Genomic DNA, 22,846 nt, shown 5'->3' on the forward strand with positions numbered 1-22,846 from the left:
CCTCCTCTCCCGCTGCGCGGGAGGGACAACATCCTCGCTGCGGGACGGCCCTTGCTTGATGTTTTCGAGCTGGGCCGTGCTTGATTGACCTTCAGTGAAATCCTCTCCCCGTTCCGTCCTTGAATATGTCCTCTGCTGCTCTAGCCCCACGCAAGGCGCGTAGTGCCAAGCGAGTGTTGCCCGGTTTCGGGTTGACGCTGGGCTACACCATTTTTTATCTGAGCATCATCGTGCTTATCCCGCTGGTAGCGCTGCTGTTCAAAAGCTTCTCATTGACCTGGGAGCAGTTCTGGACTGCGGTCTCGGCGCCGGCCGTGGTCGCTTCCTACGAGCTGTCCTTCACCATGTCCTTTATTGCGGCATGCGTGAACGTGGTGTTCGGGATGCTGATCGCCTGGGTGCTGGTGCGCTATCAGTTCCCCGGCAAGAAGGTGGTGGATGCGCTGGTCGATCTGCCGTTTGCGCTGCCTACGGCCGTGGCCGGTATCTCGCTGTCGGCGCTGTATGCGGGCAATGGCTGGATCGGACAGTACTTCGAGTCGTTGGGCATTCAGATGGCCTACAACCCCAAGGGCATCGCCATTGCACTGATTTTCATCGGTCTGCCTTTTGTGGTGCGTACCGTTCAGCCGGTGCTTGAAGACTTCGAGAAGGAGCTGGAAGAGGCGGCAACCAGCCTGGGCGCATCGCGCTGGCAGATCTTCTACAAGGTCATCCTGCCGCATATCGGCCCGGCGCTGCTGACCGGTTTCGCCATGGCTTTTGCGCGCGCCGTGGGTGAGTATGGTTCGGTGATCTTCATTGCCGGCAACATTCCCATGGTCTCGGAAATCACTCCGCTGATCATCATGGCCAAGCTGGATCAACACGATGTAGCCGGTGCCACGGCCGTGGCCGTGGTGATGCTGCTGATCTCTTTTGTATTGCTGCTGCTGATCAACGCACTGCAGGCATGGCAGCGCAAGGCGCAGGGAGGCCGCTGATGTCTTCGATTCACGCAGCGATTCAGGCGCTGTTTCCCAATCTGCAGCCCATCTGGGCGCATCTTTTCACCATCATCGCGATTGCTCTGCTGGTCCTGGTCGTGCTCTACAAGATCACGGCCCCGCCCAAGAGCGCCAAGCTGGAGAAGATGACCACGACCGAGCCGCGCTGGGTACGCTGGGTTCTGACCACAGTGGCCCTGCTGTTCATGCTGATCTTCCTCATCCTGCCGCTGCTGTCCGTTTTTGGCGAGGCGCTGCGCAAGGGCTGGGATGTCTATGTCACCTCACTGGGCGAGCCCGATGCAATCTCTTCCATCAAGCTCACGCTGATCATGGCGCTGATTGCCGTGCCCCTGAATCTGGTCTTCGGTGTGGCCGCCGCCTGGTGCATCGCCAAGTACGAGTTCAAGGGCAAGGCCTTTTTGACCACCTTGATCGATCTGCCATTCTCCATCTCGCCTGTGGTTGCCGGTCTGATGTACGTGCTGGTGTTTGGCGCCAACGGCTGGCTGGGCCCCTGGCTGGCCGAGCATGAGATCCAGATCATCTTTGCCGTGCCCGGCATTGTGCTGGCCACCGTGTTCGTGACCTTTCCCTTCATCGCCCGTGAACTGATCCCGCTGATGCAGGCCCAGGGCAGTGATGAAGAGCAGGCCGCCATCGTGCTTGGTGCCTCGGGCTGGCAGACCTTCTGGAATGTCACCCTACCCAATATCAAATGGGGTCTGGTCTATGGCGTGATTCTGTGCAATGCCCGTGCCATGGGCGAATTCGGCGCCGTGTCCGTGGTCTCCGGCCATATCCGGGGCCAGACCAATACCATGCCGCTGCATGTGGAAGTGCTGTATGCCGACTATCAGGCGGCAGCCGCCTTTGCCGTGGCATCGTTGCTGGCGCTGCTGGCACTGGTGACGCTGGTGATCAAGTCCCTCGCCGAATGGCGTGCCGAGCAGCAGGCCAGGGCCGCTGCCGAAGCACCGCCCGAGCGCCCGGGCCAGATCAGCCTCGCAACGAACCAAACCGCCAAGGCAGCCTGAGCTGCCCGGGTCAGAACAAGAGATTCATCATGAGTATCGAAATTCGTAATGTCAGCAAGCAGTTCGGCGATTTTCAGGCCCTGCGCGATGTGAGTCTGGATATCAAATCGGGCGAGCTGATCGCCTTGCTGGGCCCATCGGGCTGCGGCAAGACCACGCTGCTGCGCATCATCGCTGGGCTGGAGACGGCCGATGTGGGCAGCATCCACTTCAGTGGCGAAGACACCACCGATGTGCATGTGCGCGATCGCAACGTGGGCTTTGTGTTCCAGCACTATGCGCTGTTCCGCCACATGACCGTGTTCGAGAACGTGGCCTTCGGCCTGCGTGTCAAGCCGCGCAAGGAACGCCCCAGCGAGGCAGTCATCAAGGAAAAGGTCATGAAGCTGCTCAAGCTGGTGCAGCTGGACTGGATTGCCGAGCGCTATCCATCGCAGCTCTCGGGTGGTCAGCGTCAGCGTATCGCGCTGGCCCGTGCCCTGGCCGTCGAGCCCAAGGTGCTGCTGCTTGACGAGCCCTTTGGTGCGCTGGACGCCAAGGTGCGCAAGGAACTGCGCCGCTGGCTGCGCCAGTTGCACGACGAGCTGCATGTGACTTCCATCTTCGTGACCCACGACCAGGAAGAGGCCCTGGAAGTGGCGGATCGCGTGGTGGTCATCAACCAGGGCAAGATCGAGCAGGAAGGCACACCCCAGCAGGTCTGGGACAACCCGGCCACCCCGTTTGTCTATGGCTTCCTGGGTGATGTGAACCTGTTCAAGGGGCGCGCCAGCGACGGCCGGGTCTATCTGGACGAAGGCATGCAGCTCGACAGCAGCGATGCGCACGGTGCTCAGGACAGTCAGGCTTTTGCCTATGTGCGGCCCCATGATCTGGAAGTGGAGCGCTATTCCCCGGGCCAGAATCTCGACGCCCAGGGACGTCCGACAGGCATCGTGGCCCAGCTTTCGCGCGCCATTGTGGTTGGTCCCATCGCAAGGCTGGAACTTATTCCTTCCGAGACCACACCAAACGCCAGCCATGCCGGTGAAGACGCGCTGATTGAAGCCCAGATTCCCGCACAGCAGTTCAAGGACATGGGTCTGCGTGAAGGTGAAACCCTGGTGGTGACGCCGCGCCGGGCCAAGGTGTTCCTGGATGAGGCGGCCGGGATTTGACACCCCCTGAGGCGCTATGCGCCTTTCCCCTCTCTTAGGGGGATCACAGAGTCGCTGCGAGGCGGCTCTGGCTTGCAGTCTTCTGCGAAGGAGTCATGCAGGCATCAGAGGGCGTTATCCTTGGTGCTGGCATGATTTAGATATTTCGCAGAAAGATAATGATGCTTCAATGGTTTGAAACTGCGCCACGGCGCATCCTGGCGCTGATCAGCGTCGCCTGTGTGGCCATGCTGGCGTTTGGCCTTTACCTGCAGCATGTGGTGGGCCTTGAGCCTTGCCCCATGTGCATCGTGCAGCGTTATGCACTGATCTTGGTAGCTATCTTCACAGGACTGGCAAGCGTTAGAGGCCAAAAAGGCTGGTGGATGAGCTTCGGCATTCTGGCCCTGTTGAGCAGCGGTTTCGGCGCGTTCGTGGCAGCACGCCAGAGCTGGCTGCAGTGGTATCCCCCCGAGTTTGCGACCTGCGGCCGTGACTTCTACGGAATGATCGAGCACTACTCCTTCAGCCGCTCCATTCCCATGATCTTCCAGGGCTCGGGTGACTGTGCGGCGATTGACTGGACCTTGCTGGGCGGCTCCATTGCCAACTGGTCGTTTGTCTGCTTCGTCATCATCAGCCTGGCCCTGCTGGTGCTGCTGGCCCGCCGTGGCGGCGCGGCCCGCAGGCTCTGACAGTTCGGGGGCTGCGCCGAGGCAATGGCAAGCGGCTAGTTCGTGGCGCGGCGGTAGAAGGCCAGGGAGCCTGCCAGCGCCAGCAACATGCCGCCGCACAGGCGGTCCAGCCACAGTACGGCCTGCCCGCGCAGCAGCCGCGCGGCGCGCGAGCCGGCGAAGGCATAGGCCAGCATCACCAGGAAGTCGATGAGCGCGAATACCAGCGCAATGGCGATGTACTGCGGCGCCTGGGCCGCAGCCGGGTCAATGAACTGAGGCAGCAGGGCCGAACAGAACAGGTAGCCCTTGGGATTGGTCACCGCCACCAGGAAAGACTTGAGCAGCACACTGCGGGCGCTGTAGCTGCCTGTGCCGGACTCGCCCTGGGGCGCCGACAGCGAGCCGCCACGACTGCGCAGCATGCGCAGGCCCAGCCAGGCCAGGTAGGCCGCGCCGGCCCACTTGACTACTGAGAACCAGAATTCGGAAGCCGCCAGCAAGGCGCCCAGGCCTAGAGCCACCGCGCCGACCAGCACGAAGTCCGACAGTACAGCTCCCAGCATGCCCGGCAGGGCGCGGCGCACGCCGTGGCGCGAGCCGTTGGCCAGCGCCAGCAGCACGGTGGGGCCGGGGGTGATGATCGCGATCAGCGCGACCAGCGAGAAGACGAGCAGGGTGGCGAGGGTCATGGCTGCAAAGGCTCAGGCGGTTGGTAACAGCCTGCCACTGTGCCAGCTTTTACTTTTTCCTGCGCGATGCAGCCCCTGAAAACGGCAGGAAGCGGCGGCTCAGTCGCTGCCCACGATGCCTGCGGCAAACACGGGTCCGCGCGTGCCGGGCACCCAGCCCGGGTAAATCTCCATCACTTCGGCGAACAGCGCCGAATCGATCCAGCGCTGCAGCCAGGCCTGAAGGTGGGGCCAGGGCTGCTCGTTCCACTGCGCTTCGTCGATGCGCGCGTACTGCCTAACAAAGGGGCGCAGTGCCATATCGGCCAGGCTGGGGTTCAGGCCGAACAGATAGCCGGTCTCCTCGAGCTGATCGTTCAGGGCCGCCAGCCAGGTCAGTGCATCGGCCTGGGCCTGGTTCACGGCCTCGGCGTCATGGCGCTCGGGGTATTTGCAGCGGTCAAGAGCCTGTTTGAAGAAGCCGTCATTGCGCTCAATCAGGGCCAGCATGTCTTCCAGGCTGCCATGCGTGGGTTGCAGCCAGCCATCGGGGTCGTTGCCGCGCAGCGCATGCAGCATCACCTCCAGGCTCTGATCGATGACTTTTCCATCTTGCAGTACCAGCACGGGCACCGTGCCCTTGGGCGATGCATCGAGCAGCGCCTGCGGCTTGTTGCGCAGATTGATTTCACGCAGCTCGCAAGCCAGGCCGGCATGGGTCAGTGCCAGACGGGCGCGTATGGCATAGGGGCAGCGGCGGAAGGAGTACAGGACGGGCAGTGTGGCGGCGGCAGTCAAGGCAGGTATCTGATGAGATGAATGAAACCAAAGCGCCATGGCGCTTGCTGGGCGTGTACTGTACCCGTTGCCCTGAAGCCATGCAGACCTGTGCGGCTTAGATGGTGCAGAGGACTCACGGATTGATAGCTTGGGGCGCCTGGCATGAAATGGTTCGGACCATTCCGGGGCGGAAGCTTCAGTCTGTTTGCAGCTGGGTCATCAGCCATTGTCTGAAGGTTTGCAGGGCGGCGCTGGCCTGACGCGACTTGAGATAGGTCAGCCAGTAGGCGCCGGTGTCGACCTCATGGGCAAAAGGGCGCACCAGCCGGCCCTGTTGCAGCATGTGTTCGAACATGCGTGCGGGGAGCAGGGCAATGCCTGCACCCTGGGCGGCGGCCTCGGCCAGCGTCAGCGAAGAGTCGAACATGGCTCCGCGCGCCAGCGGGGCTGCCTGCTCCAAGCCAGCAAACCAGCCTTCCCATTCCTGAGTGCGATAGGAGCGCAGCAGGGTTTGCCGGGCCAGGTCGGCAGGCTCGCGCAGTTGCTGTGCCAGCATGGGGGTGCACATGGGCGAAAGCGGCGCGCGCAGCAGCATCTGCGCGTGCGTGCCATGCCAGGCACCGTCGCCAAAGCGCACGGCAGCGTCCAGTCCTTCGCCGGCCAGATCCACGCGATTGTTATTGGTCAGCAGGCGGAGGTCTATATAGGGATGCAACTGCTGGAACTGGCTCAGCCTGGGGATCAGCCAGCCTATGGCAAAAGTGCCGACCACTCCCACGGTCAGAATTTCGCGTGGTCGTGGCTCTGCCACCTGCTGAAGCGACTGCTCTATGCGCTCAAAGCTTTGTGCCACCACGGGCCACAAAGCCTGACCTTCGTCGGTCAGGGCCAGGCCGCGCGGCAGGCGGCGAAACAAAGGCTTGCCCAGGCGCTCTTCGAGATTGCGGATGTGCTGGCTGACGGCGGCCTGCGTCACATGCAGTTCCTGTGCGGCGCGGGTCAGGCTCAGATGACGGGCGGCCGCATCAAACATGCGCAAGGCGTTCAGTGGAAGCTGCATGGGATGATGGAGGTAAAAATTTTTCTAATGGATGGCGTCAATTATTACTGCTGGTTCATACGAATCTACCGATTTATGCTTCAAACCATGGCAGTTAACCAAAAGAGGATCTTATGCAGCGACGCAGCATGCTGACAACAGGACTGGCCTTGGGTCTGGGGGCCTGGGGACTGAGCGGCTGTGCTTTTATCTCCAAGCAGCAAGCCGCAGCAGCGAAAACATTGAGCGATGAGTTGGCAGCGCTGGAGATTGAGGCCCAGGGCCGATTAGGCCTGTATGTGTTGGACACCGTCAGCGGCGCCGAGGCGGGTTGGCGCGGTGATGAGCGCTTTCCCATGTGCAGCACTTTCAAGACCTTGTTGGCTGCACGCATGCTGTATCTGGCACAGCGAGATGAAATTCGTCTGTGGCGCAAGCTCTATTACTCTCCTTCCGAAGTGGTGGCCTGGTCGCCGATATCCGAAAAGCGCGCGGGTGCCAATGGAGGCATGACGGTGCAGGAGCTGTGTGAAGCGATGGTGCTTGTCAGCGACAACACGGCGGCCAATGTGCTGTTGGAGGCCAGCGGTGGGCCGGCGGCGCTGACGCAATGGCTGCGCGAACTGGGAGACGGCACCACCCGGCTGGACCGCAACGAGCCTTCGCTGAACACTGCGCTGCCCGGCGACGAGCGCGACACTACGACACCGCAGGCCATGGTGCAAAGTCTGCAGAAGCTGCTGCTGGGCGATGTGCTGGAGGGCTATGCCCGCGCCCTGTTGCAGCAGTGGCTGGTGGACAGCCGTACCGGTGACAAGCGCGTTCGTGCCGGCATGCCCGGCGACTGGAAGGCGGGTGGCAAGACAGGCAGCGGCGAGAGGGGCACGGCCTGCGATACGCTCATCGTCTGGCCTACTGCGCAATCTGCGCCGCTGCTGGTGACAGCCTATCTGACCGGCAGCCAGCTCGATGGGGCGGGGCGTGAAGCCGTGCTGGCCAGGGCTGGTGAAGCGATCAAGCGCTGGTATTACGCGATCTGATCAGCGAAGGAGCCGCAGGTTCAAAGCCTGTCACGACGCCGGCTCTGCATTGATGCGAAGAGGCGTCGAGATTTTTCATTTAATGAGATTGATTCTCATTTTCTGGTAGAGTCTGCGCTTTCCCGCTCCATCGCTGCATGTTTTGCGGCCGATTCCAGAGCCTGGGCGGCATGCCTCGCAAGAGGTCGAGGTGTACCCGTGGTTGCGCACTATTACGCAGAACTCGTCAGTTTCTTTGCTCGTTCGCTCAATAGCCGGGATGCGGCTGCGGATGTCGTGCAGGAAAGCTATGCCCGCGTCTTTGCCATGCAGTCGCGAGAGCTTGCGGTACGGGATTTGCGAGCACTGCTGTTTCGTACCGGCAAGAACATTGTGATCGACGATGCGCGCCGCCGCGCTGCAGAAGCCCGCATGCTGGAGACCTTGGCGGTGGTGGGGGGCGACGAGGCACCCTCGGCCGAGCGTCAGATGCAAGGGCGACAGCAACTGGTCTTGCTGTCACGGCGCTTGCAAGCCATGCCGCGCAAGCGCCGCGAGGTGTTTGTGCTGGTGCGCATCTATGGCTTCAGTCATGCCGAGGCAGCAGCGCATATGAATATCAGCGAAGCCGCCATCGAAAAACATGTGGTGCGTGCCGTCTGCGATTGCATGGGGTTCAAGTCATGAAGGCCGAGATGCCCGAGCGTAAACGGCTGGAATACGCCTTGTTGCTGATTGCTCGCCAGCATGGCGCAAGTACCGAAGCAGCGCAGGCGGCCGCAGAGGCGCTGGGACGCTGGCGTGCCAGTGAGCCCGCGAATGAGCTGGCGGCCCAGGCTGCCATGGTGGGCTGGGCGCAGACTGAGGGCAGTGCTTTGCAAGGTGAGATGCCCATGCCCGCCACCCAGTCGGCGCGTGCGCAGCAGACGCGCCGTCGCGCGCTGTCCGTGCTGGGGGTGGCTGGTGTGGCGGGCCTGGCCGGCATGCTCGGCCGCTGGCATTGGCTGCAGCCACTGGAGCAGATGGCGCTGCATACAGGCCATGGACAGCAATTGAGCCGCCATCTGGCCGATGGCAGCCAGCTCGATCTGGCACCTGGCACCGATGCCTCGGTGCTGCTGTACCGACAGCGCCGCGAGGTTCATCTGCAGCAGGGCGAAATCCGGCTCAATGTAGCTCATGACGCAAAGCGTCCCCTCGAAGTGCACACGGCACTGGGCCGCGTGCGTGTGCTGGGCACGGTTTTCTCCGTGGCGCTGCGGCCTGCCGGCCTGCAGGTCAGCGTTGCTCAGGGGCGTGTGGCAGTGTGGAAGCAGGGCGGCATGGCCGATCGCCCCCCCGACGCACTCCTGAGCGCAGGCCAGGGCTTGCGCCTGGATGCAGAAGGCCAGCTTGCCCCTTACTCCCTGAACGCGGCGGATGTGGGCGCCTGGCGTGAAGGCTGGCTGGTGTTTGACCACACGCCACTGCCTGAGGTCGTGGCGCGCTGGAATGACTACCTGGCCCAGCCGATGGTGCTGGACGATGCAGCTTCTCTGCAAGCCCTGCGATTGACCGGCAGCTTCAAGCTGCGCGAGCCTGCCATCTTCATCGCCAGCCTGTCGCGCTCCCTGCCGGTGCGGGTGCAGTCACTGCCCGATGGCAGAGTCGTCATCCACCGGCGCTGAGGGCTGGCCTGGACGGCTGAAAATTTTTTGTCCGGTACAAGCCGTTTCATGCGTCTTCACTGTGAAAGCACTTTGACAAGCAATTCACAGGACGTATTTGATGAAAAGAAATCACTCTCATTTTTCTTCTAACCAAGGGAAGGGTTTGGCTGCGGGTTCGCATGGTGGCAGTCTGCGCAGCGTGGCTCTGGCCAGTGCCATGGCCGGTCTGGCATGGTCAGCTCTGGCGGTGTTGCCAACGGCTCATGCCCAGAGCGCCAGCAGCCAGACGGCCATGTCCACATCGCGCAGCCTTAGCTTGCCTGCGCAGCCCCTGGGACAGGCATTGAATGCACTGGCCCGCACCTGGGGCGTGTCGGTCTCGGTCGATGCGGCCTTGGTGGAGGGCCGCACGGCGCCGGCACTGCAAGGCGTTCATACCTTGAACGAGGCGTTGGGCAAGGCACTGACTGGGAGCGGGCTGGAAGCCGTACCTGCCGGGTCGGCCATCACCGTGCGCCGCCACAGCAGCCAGACCGGCATGCTGGGCGAGGTGACGGTGACCGCGCAGGCAGAACGCGAAGCCACAGAGGGCAGCGGCTCGTATGCCGCCTCATATGTGTCCCTGGGCAAAGGGCAGGACATCCGCGAGACACCACAGTCGATCTCGGTGGTGACGCGCCAGCGCATTGAAGACCAGGCCATGAGCAATGTGGGGGAAGTGATGCAGCAGACCACCGGCGTGACGGTGGACTATGGCGGGGCGGGGGGGCTGGGCGGTGCGGCCACCAAGTTTCTGTCGCGCGGCTTCGAGATCAGTAATGTGCAGATCGACGGTGCCAGCGTGGATGCCTTCAGCCAGCAGCTGTTCGACCCCAATCTGGCCATGTATGACAGCGTGCAGGTGGTGCGCGGCGCCAACGGGCTGTTCAGCGGCAATGGGGAGCCTGGCGGTGCCATCAATCTGGTGCGCAAGCGTCCCACAACGCAAAAGCAGATTCTGGGCTCGGTGGGCGTCGGCAGCTGGAGTCGCAAACAGGCCGAGCTGGATGTTGCGGGTCCGTTGAATGAAGCAGGCAGCCTGCGTGGTCGTGCCGTGCTCGCGCATTCGGACAAGAACTTCTTCTATCGTGGAGCGGATTCGCAAAACAGCTTGCTCTACGGCATTCTGGAGGCCGATGTGACCAGCTCCACGCGTGTGAGCCTGGGAGCCAGCTACGACAAGCTCAAGGCCACTCCCTGGCGCGAAGGCCTGCCGCGTGCCGCCAATGGCGATGATCTGAAGCTGTCCCGCAAAACCGCGCTGATGGCGGGCTGGAGCCACTACGACAAGAGCGCCAAGGAAGTTTTTGCGCAGCTCGACCAGCAACTGGCGGGGGACTGGAAGCTCAAGGCTCAAGTCAATTATCAGAAGGTGGACAGCGATGCGCGGCTGGCCAGCCTCAGCGGGGCTGTCGATCCGGTCACAGGTCTGGGCGCCAACTGGACCGGCTTTTCCAACGATTTTCGTTCGGAGAAAAAAAGCCTGGATGTGCATGCCAGCGGCCCGTTCTCGTTATTCGGCCGCAAGCACCGCTTGCTGCTCGGTGCGGACTGGAGCAAGGTGCGTGACGATCAGGACACTTACTACTCCGAGATGGACACGCCGCTTTCGCTGACCAATGTCTACGAGTTCGATCCCGGCAGAATTCCCCCGGCTGCAAGCGAGCGCAAGACACGCAGCTACCCGGGCTACGGCGCCACACAAAAAGGCTTCTATGGTCGTGCCAACCTGAGCCTGACGGATCAGCTCACCGCCATTGTCGGAGGGCGCTATGCCAGCTACTCCTACGACACCCCATACATCAACTACAACGCCGATGGCAGTGTTCGGGCCAGCGGTCGCGAATACTACAGCGAAAGCGGCATCTTCACTCCCTATGCGGGCCTGGTCTATGACCTGGGCAAGCAGTGGACGGCCTATGGCAGCGTGACCGAGATCCACAAGTCGCAGGCCAATATGCTGGCCGGGCCGGCACCAGGCGCTGCGCTGGACCCGATCAAGGGCCGCAGCTTCGAGCTGGGCATGAAGGGGGAGCTCGCCGATGGCAAGCTCAATACTGCGCTGGCCTTGTACCGTATCGAGCGCAAGGGGCAGGCGGTGCGTGATCCACGTTATCCGGATACGGATGTGGGGAATCTGGGTCTGAGCTGCTGCTATGTCGCGCAGGGCAAGATCATCAGCCAGGGCGTGGACATGGAAGTGAGCGGTCAGCTGGCGCAGGGCTGGCAGCTGTTTGCCGGCTATACCTACAACCACAATCGCAACAAGACCGACCCGTCGCAACTGGTCTATAGCTCCATCACACCCAAGCATCTGTTCAAGCTGTGGAGCACCTATCAGCTGCAGGGCCAGCTCTCGCCATGGACGGTGGGCGGTGGCGTGACGCTGCAAAGCGCCACCTATGTCAGCGGCACGGCCAACAGCTACAACCCGGCATCGGGCCAATACGATGGCGATGCCGTTCCCTTCCGTTTCACCCAGGCTGGCTACGCCGTCTGGGGCGCCAGCGTGCAATACCGCATCAATCGCAACTGGTCGGCTGCACTCAATGTGCACAATCTGTTCGACAAGTCTTACTACAAGACGGTTGGGACCTCGGGCAGCGGCAACTGGTATGGCGAGCCGCGCAGCGTGCTGCTGACCTTGCGTGGCGCGTTCTGAGCGGGCCGACATGAGCGGCAAGCCAGCATCCCGGCCCGGACTTCGCCAGACCATGTCATGGCTGCACACCTGGTGTGGCCTGGTGTGCGGCTGGCTGCTCTGCGCCATTTTTCTGACAGGCTCGATCAGCGTGTTCCGTGAGCCCATCACGCTGTGGATGCAGGGTGCACCTTTGGAGGGCAGCGGCCAGCAGCCGCTTTCTCGGGAAGAGCGTCTGCTGGCCTTGCGGCTGGCCGAGCAGCACCTGGGAAAGACGGCGCCGGATGCCGACATCTGGCGCATCGGTCTGCCGCTGCACACCGGCGAGGGCGTCAAGGTATTCGCGCGTTCCCAGGACGGCGATCTGCAGGCCAACCTGCATGTGCAGACGGGCGAAGTCCTGCCCGAACCAGCCATGCGTCAGACCGAGGGCGGCCGGCATTTCATGTCCTTTCACTATTCTCTCCAGGGCGGTATCGCGGGCTTCTGGGTGGTGGGACTGGTCTCGATGTGCATGATGGTGGCGCTGGTCTCGGGCGTGATCGTGCACCGTCGCATCTTCCAGGACTTCTTCACCTTCCGGCCCGGCAAGGGGCAGCGTTCCTGGCTGGATGCGCACAACGCATCGGCCGTGCTCACGCTGCCGTTTCTGTTCATGATCGTCTACACCGGACTCGCGCATTTCTACACCAGCTATATGCCCTGGCCGCTGCAATCGCTATATGGGAAGGACCGTTCGGCCTACAGCCGCTACGAGTCCGAGTTGAAGGCCAGGCCCGAGGTGAAAGCGGCTTCAGATGCGCCTGCGAAGGCTGGTGCGGATCTTGTCGGCCTTGCGCAGCAGGCCCAGTCCCTGCTGACGGAGCCTGTTGTGGGTGTGGTGGTGCAGCGACCTGAAGGTGCGCCAGCCACGGTACGCTTCACGGAAGGGAGGCCGGATACGGCAGCGACGCGCCGAATGGTCAACAGCGCCAATTCACTAATCCTTGATGCCGCCAGCGGTCGCTTGCTGCAAGCACCAAACGATCCCTCCCCCGGCAATCTGGCGACTGACACCTATCCCGTCATCAGCGCGCTGCATCTGGTCACCTTTGGTGGCTGGACGATGAAGTGGCTGTACTTTGTCCTGGGCCTAGTCGGCACGGCAATGATTGCCAGCGGATCGATATTGTTTGCGGTCAAGCGCCGTGCAAGAAGCGGTAATGAATGGGGTGTGGCCACGCATTCCATGTACCGCTGTATCGACGCGCTCAATGTGGCAGCGCTGGCAGGCTCGGCACTGGCGTCGATTGCCTATCTCTACGGCAACCGCCTGCTGCCGCTGGCGCTGGAGCCGCGCTCCGGCTGGGAAATCCGCGTGTTCTTTGCCGTCTGGGCATTGAGCCTGCTGCATGCGCTGCTGCGCACGGCGCGCCAGGCCTGGTGCGAACAGCTATGGATGCTGGCCTTGCTGTGCCTGGGCTTGCCGCTGCTCAATGCCATGACTACAGGCCAGCACCTGCTGCTGTACCTGGCCCAGGGCGATGGTCAGCGGGCCGGGCTGGAGCTGACCTGCATGGCGCTGGGCCTGCTGGTGGCCTGGGGGGCATGGCGGCATGAAAAGTCGTGGCGTAGCAAGAGCGTGAAGCAGCAGCGTGCGGGCCGTGGCGCGGTTACGGGAGGTCTCACATGAAAGCGGCGGCAATAATGACCAGGGCACAGACCAAGCGCTATCGCTGGGCTGTGCTGCTGCGCGTGCTGATGGCCACGCTGGGCGGCTATGCGCTCACGGCGCTGGCCTGCACCGTGATGGCCCATGCGCTTGTGGCCGTGGGTGCCATGCCGCGTGCACCAGCGGTGCTGTTATCCACCTTGATCAGCTTTTTGCTCTACACCGCAGTGGCGCTCTGGATCTTCCATGTGCGCAGCCTGCTGCGCGTGATGGCCTGGATGGCGGGCTCGGCTGCCTTGTTGACGGCTGCGCTGCAGGCGCTGAAAGGTGTGGCATGAGTCTGTGGCAAGTGATGCTCTGCGCCCTGGCGCTGTGCCTGGCAGGCATGCTGGTGCTGAGCCAGGCGATGGATAGGCATTGCGATCAGCTTGTATCGCGCGGCGAGCCCGGGCCGGCGCTGCGGGTTGTGCTGCGCCTGGCGGGGGCCGCGCTGATGCTGCTGGCGCTGCGGCACTGCATGGATTGCTGGGGTGGCGCGGTGGGAATAGTCGTCTGGCTGGGCTGCCTCAGTGTGGCCGCGCTAGCGGTCGCATGGCTGCTCGCCTATATGCCTCGGCAGGGTGCGGTGTTTGCGGCCATGGGTGGCCTGGGCGCCTTGGCATGGACGATTCTGGCGGACCCAATGCGATGACAGTGGCCGCCCGGGGATAGAACGCGGCGGTCTATCTGCCCCGGGCAGTCCGCCTGGTTCTGCTGGGGGTTCCAGGCTCGGGCCTCCATTCGGCACACCTGCGATGCTGGCCGTTGTGGACATTGCGAATCGGCGCAGCCCAGCAGCTGGCGCAGAATGGGGGCATTCGCCCGTTTTGCACCCGCCCCGGAAAGAATGCCCGTCCATGCATCAAGAGCCAGACTTTTTTCACAACCTCAATGAAGAGATGCGCGATGGCAAGCGCTGGCTGGAGCGGACGGTGGTGCTGGCCTATGCCGCGGCAGCGGGGCTGAGCGTGGTGGCTTTCACGCTGCTGGCCGAGGCGGCTTTCGGCTTTTTCGAGAGCATCTACCACGGCGTCCACGGCTGGCTGGTGCTGATCTGGATGCCCGCCATCACGGCTGCGGCTGTCTGGGCCACGCGCAAATGGGCTCCCGGTGCAAGCGGCTCGGGCATACCACAGGTGATTGCCACCTTGGAGCCATCGGTCGATGCCGGCTTGCGCAAGCGCTTTGTGTCGCTGTGGCTGTCGTTTGCCAAGATCGTGCTGTCCAGTGCGGGCTTTCTTGCGGGGCTGTCGATAGGGCGGGAAGGACCGTCTGTTCAGGTGGCTGCCGGTGTCATGCATTCGGCGCGACGCTGGCTGGGCCCCAAGTCCGTCATCAATACCCATGCCTTGCTGGTGGCTGGTGGCGCGGCAGGTATTGCAGCAGCCTTCAACGCCCCGCTGGCGGGCGTGGTGTTTGCAATCGAGGAACTCTCGCGCAAGCTGGAGTCGCGCTCCAGCGGACTCATCATCGCTGCCATTGTGCTGGCCGGCCTGATGGGGGTCTCGGTCTTCGGCAATCTGAGCTACTTTGGCCGCATACGTGTGGCCGAGCTCGGCTGGCGTGACCTGCTGCCTTGTCTTGCCGTGGCGCTGACCTGTGGCGTGCTGGGCGGCTTGTTCGCCAAGCTCATGACCCACTCGCTGACTTCATCCACGGAGCGCCTCAACAAGCTCAGGTCACGCTTTCCCATCCGCTTTGCGGCAATGCTGGCACTGCTGATTGCCGTCATCGGCGTGGTCACCGGCGGCGCCACCTTTGGTGCGGGTTCCGAAGCCGTCAAGCATATGCTGCAGGGCGAGGCCGATGTGCCCGAGTTCTACGTCACGCTCAAATTCATCGCCACCTGGCTATCGGCCTGGGTGGGCGTACCCGGTGGTATCTTTGCGCCTTCGCTGTCGATTGGTGCAGGCGTGGGGAATAACGTTGCATCGATTGTTGGAACTACGGATATAGCTCCTGCATTGATAGCGATGGGCATGGCGGCCTTTCTGGCGGCGGTCACCCAGGCGCCGTTGACGGCCTTCATCATCGTGATGGAGATGGTGGATGGCCACGCACTGGTGCTGAGCCTCATGGCATCGGCCATGATCGCCAGCATGATCTCGCGCATGATTGCGCGGCCGCTGTATGAATCGCTGGCCCTGCACATGCTCCAGGTGGCAAGGGCCTCTTTGCCCAAGGAGCAGGAGCCAGAAACCGCTGCGGCTCCGGCGGAGTCCACGCAGCCAGTGACACTGGATGAGTCATCCGAGCCCGATGCACTGCAAAAATCGCGCCAAGGCTAGGCTGTCAGTTGAATCCATGAGCAGCGTCTACGAGGAATGGAAATGGTTTGGGCCAACGGTGATTATGCTCGGGTGAAGTCAAGGGTTCAGGTGATCCTGGGCGCGTGGCGCAGTCGGTGAGCCGGGCCTACAGGCTCTTTGAGAGAGTCGCACTCAGTCATTGACGTTGGATGCCGGACGGCAGTAAGAGTACTTCCGCCAACCCCTATATAAAGGCAAAGGCGTGAGGCGACCCATAGTGCATCTCAGCGCGGCAAGTGTTATTGTGGGCAAGGCCAGGGGTTGATGCTATCCACTTTACTTACGCGGGGGCGAAGCACAAACATGCGCCAAGTCGCTCTTTTTATCGCCATGGCCTGGGTTGGCTTTGCTCACGCAATACAGCCTGTCGAGGCAGGACTCCAGCCTTTGCTCGATCGCCAGAAGGGCATGCTGCATGAGCAGCAACAACTCAATAAGTTGCTTCAAAGCGCGACCACCGAGCCGAAGGTCCGAGTGGATGCTTACCGTGAGTACCTGATGGTCGAGCTTGAGAGGCAAGAGCTGGAATGTGATATCCAAAGAGCGAGAAGTTGGGCGAGCTCGCCATTGGTGATGTATGCGACGCCTACGACTGAGATCACTTGCGGCACCGATCTGGCCTATCGGTCCAGCAAATCATCTCTTTCGACCTCCGAAGCAAAGCGTTGAACAAGCGTCCTGAATACGACTGTCGCTAGCCGTCCCGGTTGGAGCATGAGCGTCACAAGTGTCAGGTCAATGGGCCTGGACAGTCCGGATTGCCAAGAGTACGTCTGATGTATCAAGTGCGACCCAATTTTCAGGCGTTACGCTTGTTTGCGCACCATCACATGCATGGCTCGTTCGCCCTGTCTCACTTCGGCGACCTCATAGCCCAGAGCACGCATGTCCAGGCCTTGCCAGAGGTTTTCGCCGGCCCCCATCAACAGAGGACGTACAGCGAGGTGAATCTCATCGACCAGTCTCGCCTGCAGGAACTGTCGCACGGTGGCTACGCCGCCGCCTATGCGAATATCGCGACCACCTGCGGCTGCCTTGGCTTGCGCCAGCGCCGATGCAATGCCATCCGTGACGAAGTGAAAATCGGTGCCTCCCTGCATGCGCAGCACGGGCCGCGCATGGTGGGTCAGGACAAATGCGGGCACGTGATAGGGTGGCTCATCGCCCCACCAGCCCTTCCAGCTTTCGTCGGGCCAATGGCCGCGTATCGGGCCGAACATATTGCGCCCCAGAATCCACGCACCGATGTTCTCGAAGGAGCGTTCGGCCATCTGATTGTCGACACCTGTTTCGCCGATCTGAGACCCTCCATGCATACGCTGAAAGACTTGGGTGGGGAAGAACCACTCAAGGATCTCAGGCCCACCGACGCCGAGCGGGTTCTGCAAATCCTGGTTGGGTCCGGCGGCGTAACCGTCCAGCGAGATGCCGAAGCAGAGGACTTTGACTTTCATGACGGAACACCTTTCAGGTTAAAGAGTGATGATCGATGGCCTTGATATCAACGTCTGTACCTGGCGTTTCCACATGCCTCGGTCACCCAGCGCATTGTTGCGCGCAGGGTGTTGGGTCCGAAGCCGCGTCGGACCGCTGCCTTGGGTCTCTGCCTGAATGGATGCTGCTGCGGACTCAGTCATCCAACTGGCTGCCCCGCTTGTTCGCAATTCAAGCGATCCATTTTTCAACCGCATGACCCCACAAAGCCGCAGGCGGTACAGAACTGACAGCCATCCTTTTTGATCATGGCATGTGCTCCGCAGTCGGGACATTTTTGACCGGTGACGGAGGCATTGTTCTCGGAGGGAGATGCCGGCGTGGCCGCCGTGCTGGGCGCGGGCTGGGGTAGGCCCCGGTTGGCGATGATGCTCTGGATGGCGTAGGCCAGCAGCGCCACTTCGCTGTCATGCCAGAGCGGAATGCGGCTGCCGTCATCACGCATCCTGGTGCCGTAGCGTACAGGTCCGCGATCCCAGGCAACTTTGCGCAGATCGGCCAGGGCCTTGTCGAGAAAGCCGCCACGCGCGGCCAGGCTCAGGCTGCGCATGGTGGCCGTGATCCATTGCTGGCTCTCCCCGGTCTGGCCCACGGGCATGAAGAACTCGATGGGACGCTCCACACCGTCGACCACCATGAAGCTGACGACGAGATAGAGACGCCTTATGCCGTCATGCGTGAAGTATTCGATCTTGTCGACCACGGCATTGAGCGGTCCTTCGGGGCGGCGCTCTATCACGGCCGCCGTGCCATTGGAGCCTGAGGAATTGATAGCAGCTTGCGCTTTATTAGTGGGATTTTGAGAGGTTTTTGAGGCAGATTCGGTAGAGAGCACTGCACCCAGCGTGTCGTTGGGGCGGTAGGTGGCACAGCCTTTGAGGCCGACCTCCCAGCACTCCATATAGAGGTGCTTGAAGTCCTCGAACGGATAGTCGGCCGGGATGTTGACGGTCTTGGAAATCGAAGTGTCGATAAACGGCTGGACGCAGCGCATCATGGCCACATGCTCGCTGGCGCTTAGCTCCAAGGCGCTGACAAAGCACTCGGGCAGCGGGGCATCGTCGCCGTGCAAGGCCTTGTAGAGGCGGTAGGCGTGATCCTGTACGGTGTAGAACTGCTCGCCGCCGTCGGCCGTGCGCTTTTTGCGCGTATAGGTCCAGGAAAAAGCGGGCTCGATGCCGTTGGACGCATTGTCGGCAAAGGCCAGCGACACGGTGCCCGTGGGCGCGATGGACAGCAGATGGCTGTTGCGCAGCCCATGTTTTTTGATGGCAGCGCGCAGCTCCTTGGGCAAGCGTTTGGCAAAGCCGCTTTTCAGATACTGCTTGGCGTTGAACAGAGGGAAGGCACCTTTTTCCCGTGCCAGCTCCACCGACGCGGTATAAGCCGCATCGCGCATGGCGCGGGCTATTGATGCGGCCTGCTGCAGGCCTTCATCGCTGGCGTAACGCAGGCCCAGCAGAATCAGGGCGTCGCCCAGTCCTGTGAAGCCCACGCCGATGCGGCGCTTTTGCTGCGCCTCGCGTTGCTGCTCGGGCAGGGGCCAGACGGTGGCATCCAGCACGTTGTCCAGCATGCGCACCTGAACCGCGACGGCGGCGCGAAAGGCCTCCATGTCGAAGAAAGCCTGAGGTGTGAACGGCTCACGCACAAAGCGTGTGAGTATGACGGGACCCAGATCGCAGCAGCCATAGGGCGGCAGGGGCTGCTCGCCGCAGGGGTTGGTGGCGGCAATCTGCTCGGCATACCAGAGGTTGTTGTCGGCGTTGATGTTGTCGAGGAACAGGATGCCGGGCTCGGCGAAGTCGTAGGCCGAGCGCATGATGGCATCCCATAGCGCACGCGCAGGCTGGCTTTTATAGACCCAGAGGCCGTCGTCGCGGCGATGGGCGCCGGCCTGTATTTGAGCCTCGCTGGGAACGGCGACATGCACCAGCTCCCAGGTTTCGTCGTCCCTGACCGCCTGCATGAAGGCGCTGCTCACGCCCACAGAAACATTGAAGTTGTTCCAGCGGCCTTTTTGTCGCTTGGCAGTGATGAATTCCAGTACATCGGGGTGGTCAATGCGCAGCACGCCCATCTGGGCGCCGCGACGCGCACCGGCCGACTCCACCGTGGTACAGGATGCATCGAAGACATCGATGAAGGAGCAAGGGCCCGAGGCAAAGGAGTTGGTGCCGCGCACCAGCGCACCGCGCGGTCGCAGGTTGGAGAAGTCATAACCCACGCCGCCACCGCGGCGCATGGTCTCGGCTGCCTGAGAAAGCGCTGTGTAGATGCCGGGGTTTCCCTGGGTGTCGAAACCATTGGTGGCGTCGGCGACGGGCTGCACAAAGCAATTGATCAACGTGGCCTTGGTGTCCAGCCCCGCCGCTGCCATGATGCGGCCAGCACCGATGGCTCCGCGCTGCAGATTGGCCAGGAATTGCTGCTCCCAATGCGTCTGAAGCTCAGGCTTCTCAACGGCGGCCAGGGCTCGTGCCACGCGGGCAAACAGCTCTTGTTCGGATTGCTCGCCGTCGGCCAGATATTTTTCGGCCAGCACATCCTGGCTGATGGCCTGAGGAGGGAGTGTATTCATGACATGCCTCATGCTAATCGGATGCCGACTTTGTAGCGCAGACTGTTTGCCAGTACTGTGACGCAGCGCAACATCGGCGATGCACCAAGTGACCCGAGGCCTCCGTCGCCAGAACGGGCCCGCCCCAAAATTGTGACAGACCCGCTGAAAATAGACGGAAAAGACCGGGTCGGCGTATGAGGGAGGGCACCGCGCAGGTCGAGCCTCAAGCGGTATCGGCCGACGATAGGGCGAAGCAACGTAAGGCTACGCACGGGTCTGAATCATGCCCCCTCAAAGCGCGCAGCGGCATTCACGACCGCCATCACCGATGCGGTGACGATGTTCGCGTGCATGCCTACGCCAAACCGTGAGCCGGGCACGCCAGGCCATGCGGCTTCGATGATGGCAACGGCGCAGGCGTCGGCGCCGTTGCCCAGGCTGCGCTCTTCATAGCTGTCGATGCGCAGCGGCAACTCCAGTGCAGCAACGGTGGCTGCAATAGGGCCGTTGCCCATGCCGCTGCACAGCCTGAGTTGCCCGTCGGCATCGTGCCAGTGCAGCTCGATACCCTGGCCTTGCGGGCTGCCGAACAGGCGGTGGCTTTGATAGCGCAGTGACCGAGACCCGGCTTGGGCACGCAGGTAGGTGGCTTCAAACAGCTCCCAGATCTGTGCGCTGCTCAGTTCGGTTTCGCTGCTGTCGGCCCAGGCCTGGACGATGGCGCTGAACTCGATCTGCATGCGCCGCGGCATGGTGATGCCCCAGTCCTTTTGCAGCAGGAAGGCAATACCGCCTTTGCCGGACTGACTGTTGACGCGCACGATGCTGTCATAGGTACGTCCCAGGTCCTGCGGGTCTATGGGCAAATAGGGTACGCGCCATGGGGCATCGGCTTTCTGCGCCGCAAAGCCTTTGGCAATCGCATCCTGGTGCGAACCGGAAAAAGCCGTGAACACCAGGTCACCCACATAGGGGTGGCGCGGATGTATGGGCAGGGCTGTCGAGGCTTCGGCGATGCGGGCCACGGCAGCGATGTCGGAAAAATCCAGGCCGGGGGCAATGCCCTGAGTGTAGAGGTTCAGGGCCAGCGTCACCAGATCCACATTGCCGCTGCGCTCGCCGTTGCCGAACAGGCAGCCTTCCACACGCTGGGCGCCGGCCAGCAGGGCCTGCTCGGCACAGGCCACGCCAGTGCCTCTGTCATTATGGGGATGTACCGACAGCGTGATGTGCTCGCGCCGTGCCAGGCGCTGGTCCATCCATTCGATCTGGTCTGCAAACACATTGGCGGTGGAAACCTCCACCGTGGTCGGCAGGTTGATGATCATGGGGCGCTTAGGACCGGCATCCCAGGCTGCAATGGCGGCATTGCAAACGGCCAGGGAAACGTCCAGCTCGGCCATGCAGAAGGTTTCCGGGGAGTATTGCAGCACCCACTCGGTTTCGGGGTGCTGCTCGGTCAGTTGCCTGAGGTGGCGCACATGGTGCTCCACCATGGCAATGATCTGCGGCACTTCCATGCCAAAGACGATTTCGCGGAAGGCCGGGGCCACTGCGTTGTACAGGTGCACGATCACGCGGCGCGCACCCGCCACGCTGCGCACCGTGGTGGCAATCAGGTCCTCGCGCAGCTGGGTGATGACCATGGGCGTGACGTCATGCGGAATCAGCTGCGCATCGATCAGGTGGCGCACGATGTCGAAGTCGGTCTGGGAAGCGGAGGGGAAGCCGATTTCAATTTCCTTGAAACCGATGGCGACCAGTTCCTCGAACAACCGCAGCTTGCGCTCGCGGTTCATGGGTTCGAACAGCGCCTGGTTGCCGTCGCGCAGGTCGGTCGAAAGCCACACGGGCGCTTGCGCCAATGTACGGGCAGGCCATTGGCGGGTGGGCAAGTCCACAACGGGAAATGCGCGGTATTTTGTAGAGGGATCAGCCAGCATAGAGACCTTGGGGTTTGGGAAACAATGATCTGGTCTCCCTGCCCGCATTGGGCTGGCTAAGGTCGGGGTCTGGGGAGACTAGGATGGGACCATGCGCGAACGCGTGCATGCGGACCCCGACCAGATGTCAGAGCCAGTAGGCATAGCGAAAGCGGGTGGCGGTGTTTCACGGCAAAAGTGCGGGTTGATGCAGACAGTGGGGCTACTTTATGTCGTCAACGGTATAGACTTCTATCGATAGATATCCATTTGTTGTAGAGATTTGGACAGATTGAATGGGTTTTGCCTCCCCCGAACATGGTGCGCATGCGCTGGATCTGCAGCATGCCCAGGCCTCGCCACTGCCTGTCACGGGCGTGGAGCAGCGTTATCCGCCTGGTCATGTGGTGCCTCAGCACAGCCATGCCCGTGGTCACGTCATTTATGCTTCTGAAGGCGTGTTGCTGGTCGAGTCCCCCTGCGGCCGGTGGCTGGTGCCACCCACTACAGCGGTGTGGCTGCGCCCGGGCATGCTGCACCGGATCACTGCGACCACGGCGGTGCGAGCCTATGGTCTGTTCGTCGACGAGGCCTGGTCCGCACAGCTGCCGGCCCAGGATTGCGTGCTGCATGTCTCGCCGCTGGTCAGGGAGCTGATGGTGGCGCTAGTCGAATTGCCTCATCAGGGGCCGCATCGCCCGCGCGATGCCTTGCTGGGAAGTTTGCTGCTGGAGGAGCTGAGGTCCTTGGCTCCGCTGCCGTATTACCTGCCCTGGCCGGAGGATGCGCTGATGCGACGCATCTGCGAGAGCATGCTGCATGCTCCGGCACAGCGCACCACGGTGGAGGCGCTGGCGCAGCAGCATGCGCTCACGCCCAAGACGCTGCACCGCCGTTTTCTGAAAAGCACCGGGATGAACTGGGGCAGGTGGTATCAGCAGATGCGCCTGATGGCCTCCATCCCCCAGTTGCTGCAGGGGATGGCCATCACGACTGTGGCACTGGAAAGCGGCTATGAAAGCCATAGCGCATACTCGGCTGCATTCCGCAAGCAGTTCGGCCGCCCGCCATCGGAGTTTGTAGCGTCGGCAGGCCGGGCTAGGCGGCCTTAGCCGGTCTTGCAACGCCTGCCGCATCAAGATCTTTTGCTTCGAAAATAGCTTCCCACGCTTGTTCATCAAACGTTGGAAGCTATTT

General features: G+C 62.1%; 20 protein-coding genes. 14 read left to right on the forward strand and 6 right to left on the reverse strand.

The annotated features are described in order from the left end of the window. The first annotated feature begins 125 nt into the window (after window positions 1-125). From cysT to CTR2_RS11110, 4 genes are all read left to right on the forward strand, one after another. Window positions 126-983 (forward strand): sulfate ABC transporter permease subunit CysT, encoded by an 858-nt coding sequence (cysT, locus tag CTR2_RS11095; protein WP_034352054.1) that lies wholly within the window; start codon window positions 126-128, stop codon window positions 981-983. Further along, window positions 983-2,023 (forward strand): sulfate ABC transporter permease subunit CysW, encoded by a 1,041-nt coding sequence (gene cysW, locus CTR2_RS11100; protein WP_087084638.1) that lies wholly within the window; start codon window positions 983-985, stop codon window positions 2,021-2,023. Before cysT ends, cysW begins: the two co-directional genes overlap by 1 nt. Before the next feature lie 29 nt (window positions 2,024-2,052). Then, window positions 2,053-3,180 (forward strand): sulfate/molybdate ABC transporter ATP-binding protein, encoded by a 1,128-nt coding sequence (locus tag CTR2_RS11105; RefSeq protein WP_087084049.1) that lies wholly within the window; start codon window positions 2,053-2,055, stop codon window positions 3,178-3,180. A 161-nt stretch (window positions 3,181-3,341) separates the two neighbouring features. Beyond that, window positions 3,342-3,854 carry a disulfide bond formation protein B gene (locus CTR2_RS11110; RefSeq protein WP_087084637.1) on the forward strand — a complete coding sequence of 171 codons (513 nt, stop codon included), beginning with the start codon at window positions 3,342-3,344 and terminating at the stop codon, window positions 3,852-3,854. Window positions 3,855-3,889: 35 nt separating this feature from the next. Here the strand turns inward: CTR2_RS11110 and CTR2_RS11115 are convergent, their stop codons facing one another. From CTR2_RS11115 to CTR2_RS11125, 3 genes are all read right to left on the reverse strand, one after another. Then, the gene (locus tag CTR2_RS11115; protein WP_087084048.1) at window positions 3,890-4,525 is read right to left on the reverse strand and encodes a LysE family translocator; all 636 of its coding nucleotides are present in this window, start codon (window positions 4,523-4,525) and stop codon (window positions 3,890-3,892) included. Between the two features lie 99 nt (window positions 4,526-4,624). Then, a complete protein-coding gene (locus CTR2_RS11120; RefSeq protein ID WP_087084047.1) occupies window positions 4,625-5,341 on the reverse strand; it encodes a glutathione S-transferase in 717 nt (238 codons plus the stop codon). A gap of 139 nt (window positions 5,342-5,480) precedes the next feature. Continuing rightward, the gene (locus CTR2_RS11125) at window positions 5,481-6,344 is read right to left on the reverse strand and encodes a LysR family transcriptional regulator (RefSeq protein ID WP_087084046.1); all 864 of its coding nucleotides are present in this window, start codon (window positions 6,342-6,344) and stop codon (window positions 5,481-5,483) included. A 113-nt stretch (window positions 6,345-6,457) separates the two neighbouring features. Here CTR2_RS11125 and bla point away from each other — a divergent pair, with 113 nt between their 5' ends. The 9 genes from bla (at window position 6,458) to CTR2_RS11170 (ending at window position 16,339) form a co-directional block, all read left to right on the forward strand. Beyond that, a complete protein-coding gene (bla, locus tag CTR2_RS11130; RefSeq protein ID WP_087084045.1) occupies window positions 6,458-7,363 on the forward strand; it encodes a class A beta-lactamase in 906 nt (301 codons plus the stop codon). Between the two features lie 198 nt (window positions 7,364-7,561). After that, window positions 7,562-8,029, forward strand: coding sequence for a sigma-70 family RNA polymerase sigma factor (locus CTR2_RS11135; RefSeq protein WP_087084044.1), 468 nt, complete (start codon window positions 7,562-7,564; stop codon window positions 8,027-8,029). A gap of 8 nt (window positions 8,030-8,037) precedes the next feature. After that, on the forward strand, window positions 8,038-9,009 hold the full coding sequence (locus CTR2_RS11140) for a FecR family protein (protein ID WP_254913375.1): 972 nt from the start codon (window positions 8,038-8,040) through the stop codon (window positions 9,007-9,009). Window positions 9,010-9,109: 100 nt separating this feature from the next. Further along, a complete protein-coding gene (locus CTR2_RS11145) occupies window positions 9,110-11,692 on the forward strand; it encodes a TonB-dependent siderophore receptor (protein ID WP_087084042.1) in 2,583 nt (860 codons plus the stop codon). Between the two features lie 10 nt (window positions 11,693-11,702). Then, complete coding sequence (locus tag CTR2_RS11150) at window positions 11,703-13,343, forward strand: PepSY-associated TM helix domain-containing protein (RefSeq protein WP_087084041.1); 1,641 nt, start codon at window positions 11,703-11,705, stop codon at window positions 13,341-13,343. Window positions 13,344-13,357: 14 nt separating this feature from the next. Then, a complete protein-coding gene (locus CTR2_RS11155) occupies window positions 13,358-13,660 on the forward strand; it encodes a hypothetical protein (protein WP_087084040.1) in 303 nt (100 codons plus the stop codon). Beyond that, entirely contained in the window at window positions 13,657-14,013 is a 357-nt protein-coding gene (locus tag CTR2_RS11160; protein ID WP_087084039.1) for a DUF3325 domain-containing protein, read from the forward strand. The genes CTR2_RS11155 and CTR2_RS11160 overlap by 4 nt, the downstream gene beginning before the upstream one ends. Window positions 14,014-14,218: 205 nt before the next feature. Continuing rightward, window positions 14,219-15,649 (forward strand): chloride channel protein, encoded by a 1,431-nt coding sequence (locus tag CTR2_RS11165; RefSeq protein WP_087084038.1) that lies wholly within the window; start codon window positions 14,219-14,221, stop codon window positions 15,647-15,649. A gap of 324 nt (window positions 15,650-15,973) precedes the next feature. Further along, window positions 15,974-16,339, forward strand: coding sequence for a hypothetical protein (locus tag CTR2_RS11170; protein WP_087084037.1), 366 nt, complete (start codon window positions 15,974-15,976; stop codon window positions 16,337-16,339). Between the two features lie 137 nt (window positions 16,340-16,476). On the opposite strand, the gene CTR2_RS11175 is transcribed toward CTR2_RS11170, so the two are convergent. The 3 genes from CTR2_RS11175 to CTR2_RS11185 form a co-directional block, all read right to left on the reverse strand. Beyond that, window positions 16,477-17,124 (reverse strand): dihydrofolate reductase family protein, encoded by a 648-nt coding sequence (locus CTR2_RS11175; RefSeq protein WP_087084036.1) that lies wholly within the window; start codon window positions 17,122-17,124, stop codon window positions 16,477-16,479. Between the two features lie 227 nt (window positions 17,125-17,351). Next, complete coding sequence (locus CTR2_RS11180) at window positions 17,352-19,745, reverse strand: adenosylcobalamin-dependent ribonucleoside-diphosphate reductase (protein WP_087084035.1); 2,394 nt, start codon at window positions 19,743-19,745, stop codon at window positions 17,352-17,354. Between the two features lie 263 nt (window positions 19,746-20,008). Further along, the gene (locus CTR2_RS11185; protein ID WP_087084034.1) at window positions 20,009-21,670 is read right to left on the reverse strand and encodes a 2-isopropylmalate synthase; all 1,662 of its coding nucleotides are present in this window, start codon (window positions 21,668-21,670) and stop codon (window positions 20,009-20,011) included. Window positions 21,671-21,945: 275 nt separating this feature from the next. Here CTR2_RS11185 and CTR2_RS11190 point away from each other — a divergent pair, with 275 nt between their 5' ends. Beyond that, window positions 21,946-22,761, forward strand: coding sequence for an AraC family transcriptional regulator (locus CTR2_RS11190; RefSeq protein WP_087084033.1), 816 nt, complete (start codon window positions 21,946-21,948; stop codon window positions 22,759-22,761). The last annotated feature ends 85 nt before the right edge of the window (window positions 22,762-22,846 follow it).

This window comes from Comamonas thiooxydans (assembly GCF_002157685.2).
GTDB lineage: Bacteria > Pseudomonadota > Gammaproteobacteria > Burkholderiales > Burkholderiaceae_C > Comamonas > Comamonas testosteroni_H.

Coding starts and splice junctions, on each gene's coding strand:
- cysT (WP_034352054.1), top strand. CDS start 126: ATGTCCTCTGCTGCTCTAGCCCCACGCAAGGCGCGTAGTGCCAAGCGA.
- cysW (WP_087084638.1), top strand. CDS start 983: ATGTCTTCGATTCACGCAGCGATTCAGGCGCTGTTTCCCAATCTGCAG.
- CTR2_RS11105 (WP_087084049.1), top strand. CDS start 2,053: ATGAGTATCGAAATTCGTAATGTCAGCAAGCAGTTCGGCGATTTTCAG.
- CTR2_RS11110 (WP_087084637.1), top strand. CDS start 3,342: ATGCTTCAATGGTTTGAAACTGCGCCACGGCGCATCCTGGCGCTGATC.
- CTR2_RS11115 (WP_087084048.1), bottom strand. CDS start 4,525: ATGACCCTCGCCACCCTGCTCGTCTTCTCGCTGGTCGCGCTGATCGCG.
- CTR2_RS11120 (WP_087084047.1), bottom strand. CDS start 5,341: ATGGCGCTTTGGTTTCATTCATCTCATCAGATACCTGCCTTGACTGCC.
- CTR2_RS11125 (WP_087084046.1), bottom strand. CDS start 6,344: ATGCAGCTTCCACTGAACGCCTTGCGCATGTTTGATGCGGCCGCCCGT.
- bla (WP_087084045.1), top strand. CDS start 6,458: ATGCAGCGACGCAGCATGCTGACAACAGGACTGGCCTTGGGTCTGGGG.
- CTR2_RS11140 (WP_254913375.1), top strand. CDS start 8,038: ATGCCCGAGCGTAAACGGCTGGAATACGCCTTGTTGCTGATTGCTCGC.
- CTR2_RS11145 (WP_087084042.1), top strand. CDS start 9,110: ATGAAAAGAAATCACTCTCATTTTTCTTCTAACCAAGGGAAGGGTTTG.
- CTR2_RS11150 (WP_087084041.1), top strand. CDS start 11,703: ATGAGCGGCAAGCCAGCATCCCGGCCCGGACTTCGCCAGACCATGTCA.
- CTR2_RS11155 (WP_087084040.1), top strand. CDS start 13,358: ATGACCAGGGCACAGACCAAGCGCTATCGCTGGGCTGTGCTGCTGCGC.
- CTR2_RS11160 (WP_087084039.1), top strand. CDS start 13,657: ATGAGTCTGTGGCAAGTGATGCTCTGCGCCCTGGCGCTGTGCCTGGCA.
- CTR2_RS11165 (WP_087084038.1), top strand. CDS start 14,219: ATGCATCAAGAGCCAGACTTTTTTCACAACCTCAATGAAGAGATGCGC.
- CTR2_RS11170 (WP_087084037.1), top strand. CDS start 15,974: ATGCGCCAAGTCGCTCTTTTTATCGCCATGGCCTGGGTTGGCTTTGCT.
- CTR2_RS11175 (WP_087084036.1), bottom strand. CDS start 17,124: ATGAAAGTCAAAGTCCTCTGCTTCGGCATCTCGCTGGACGGTTACGCC.
- CTR2_RS11180 (WP_087084035.1), bottom strand. CDS start 19,745: ATGAATACACTCCCTCCTCAGGCCATCAGCCAGGATGTGCTGGCCGAA.
- CTR2_RS11185 (WP_087084034.1), bottom strand. CDS start 21,670: ATGCTGGCTGATCCCTCTACAAAATACCGCGCATTTCCCGTTGTGGAC.
- CTR2_RS11190 (WP_087084033.1), top strand. CDS start 21,946: ATGGGTTTTGCCTCCCCCGAACATGGTGCGCATGCGCTGGATCTGCAG.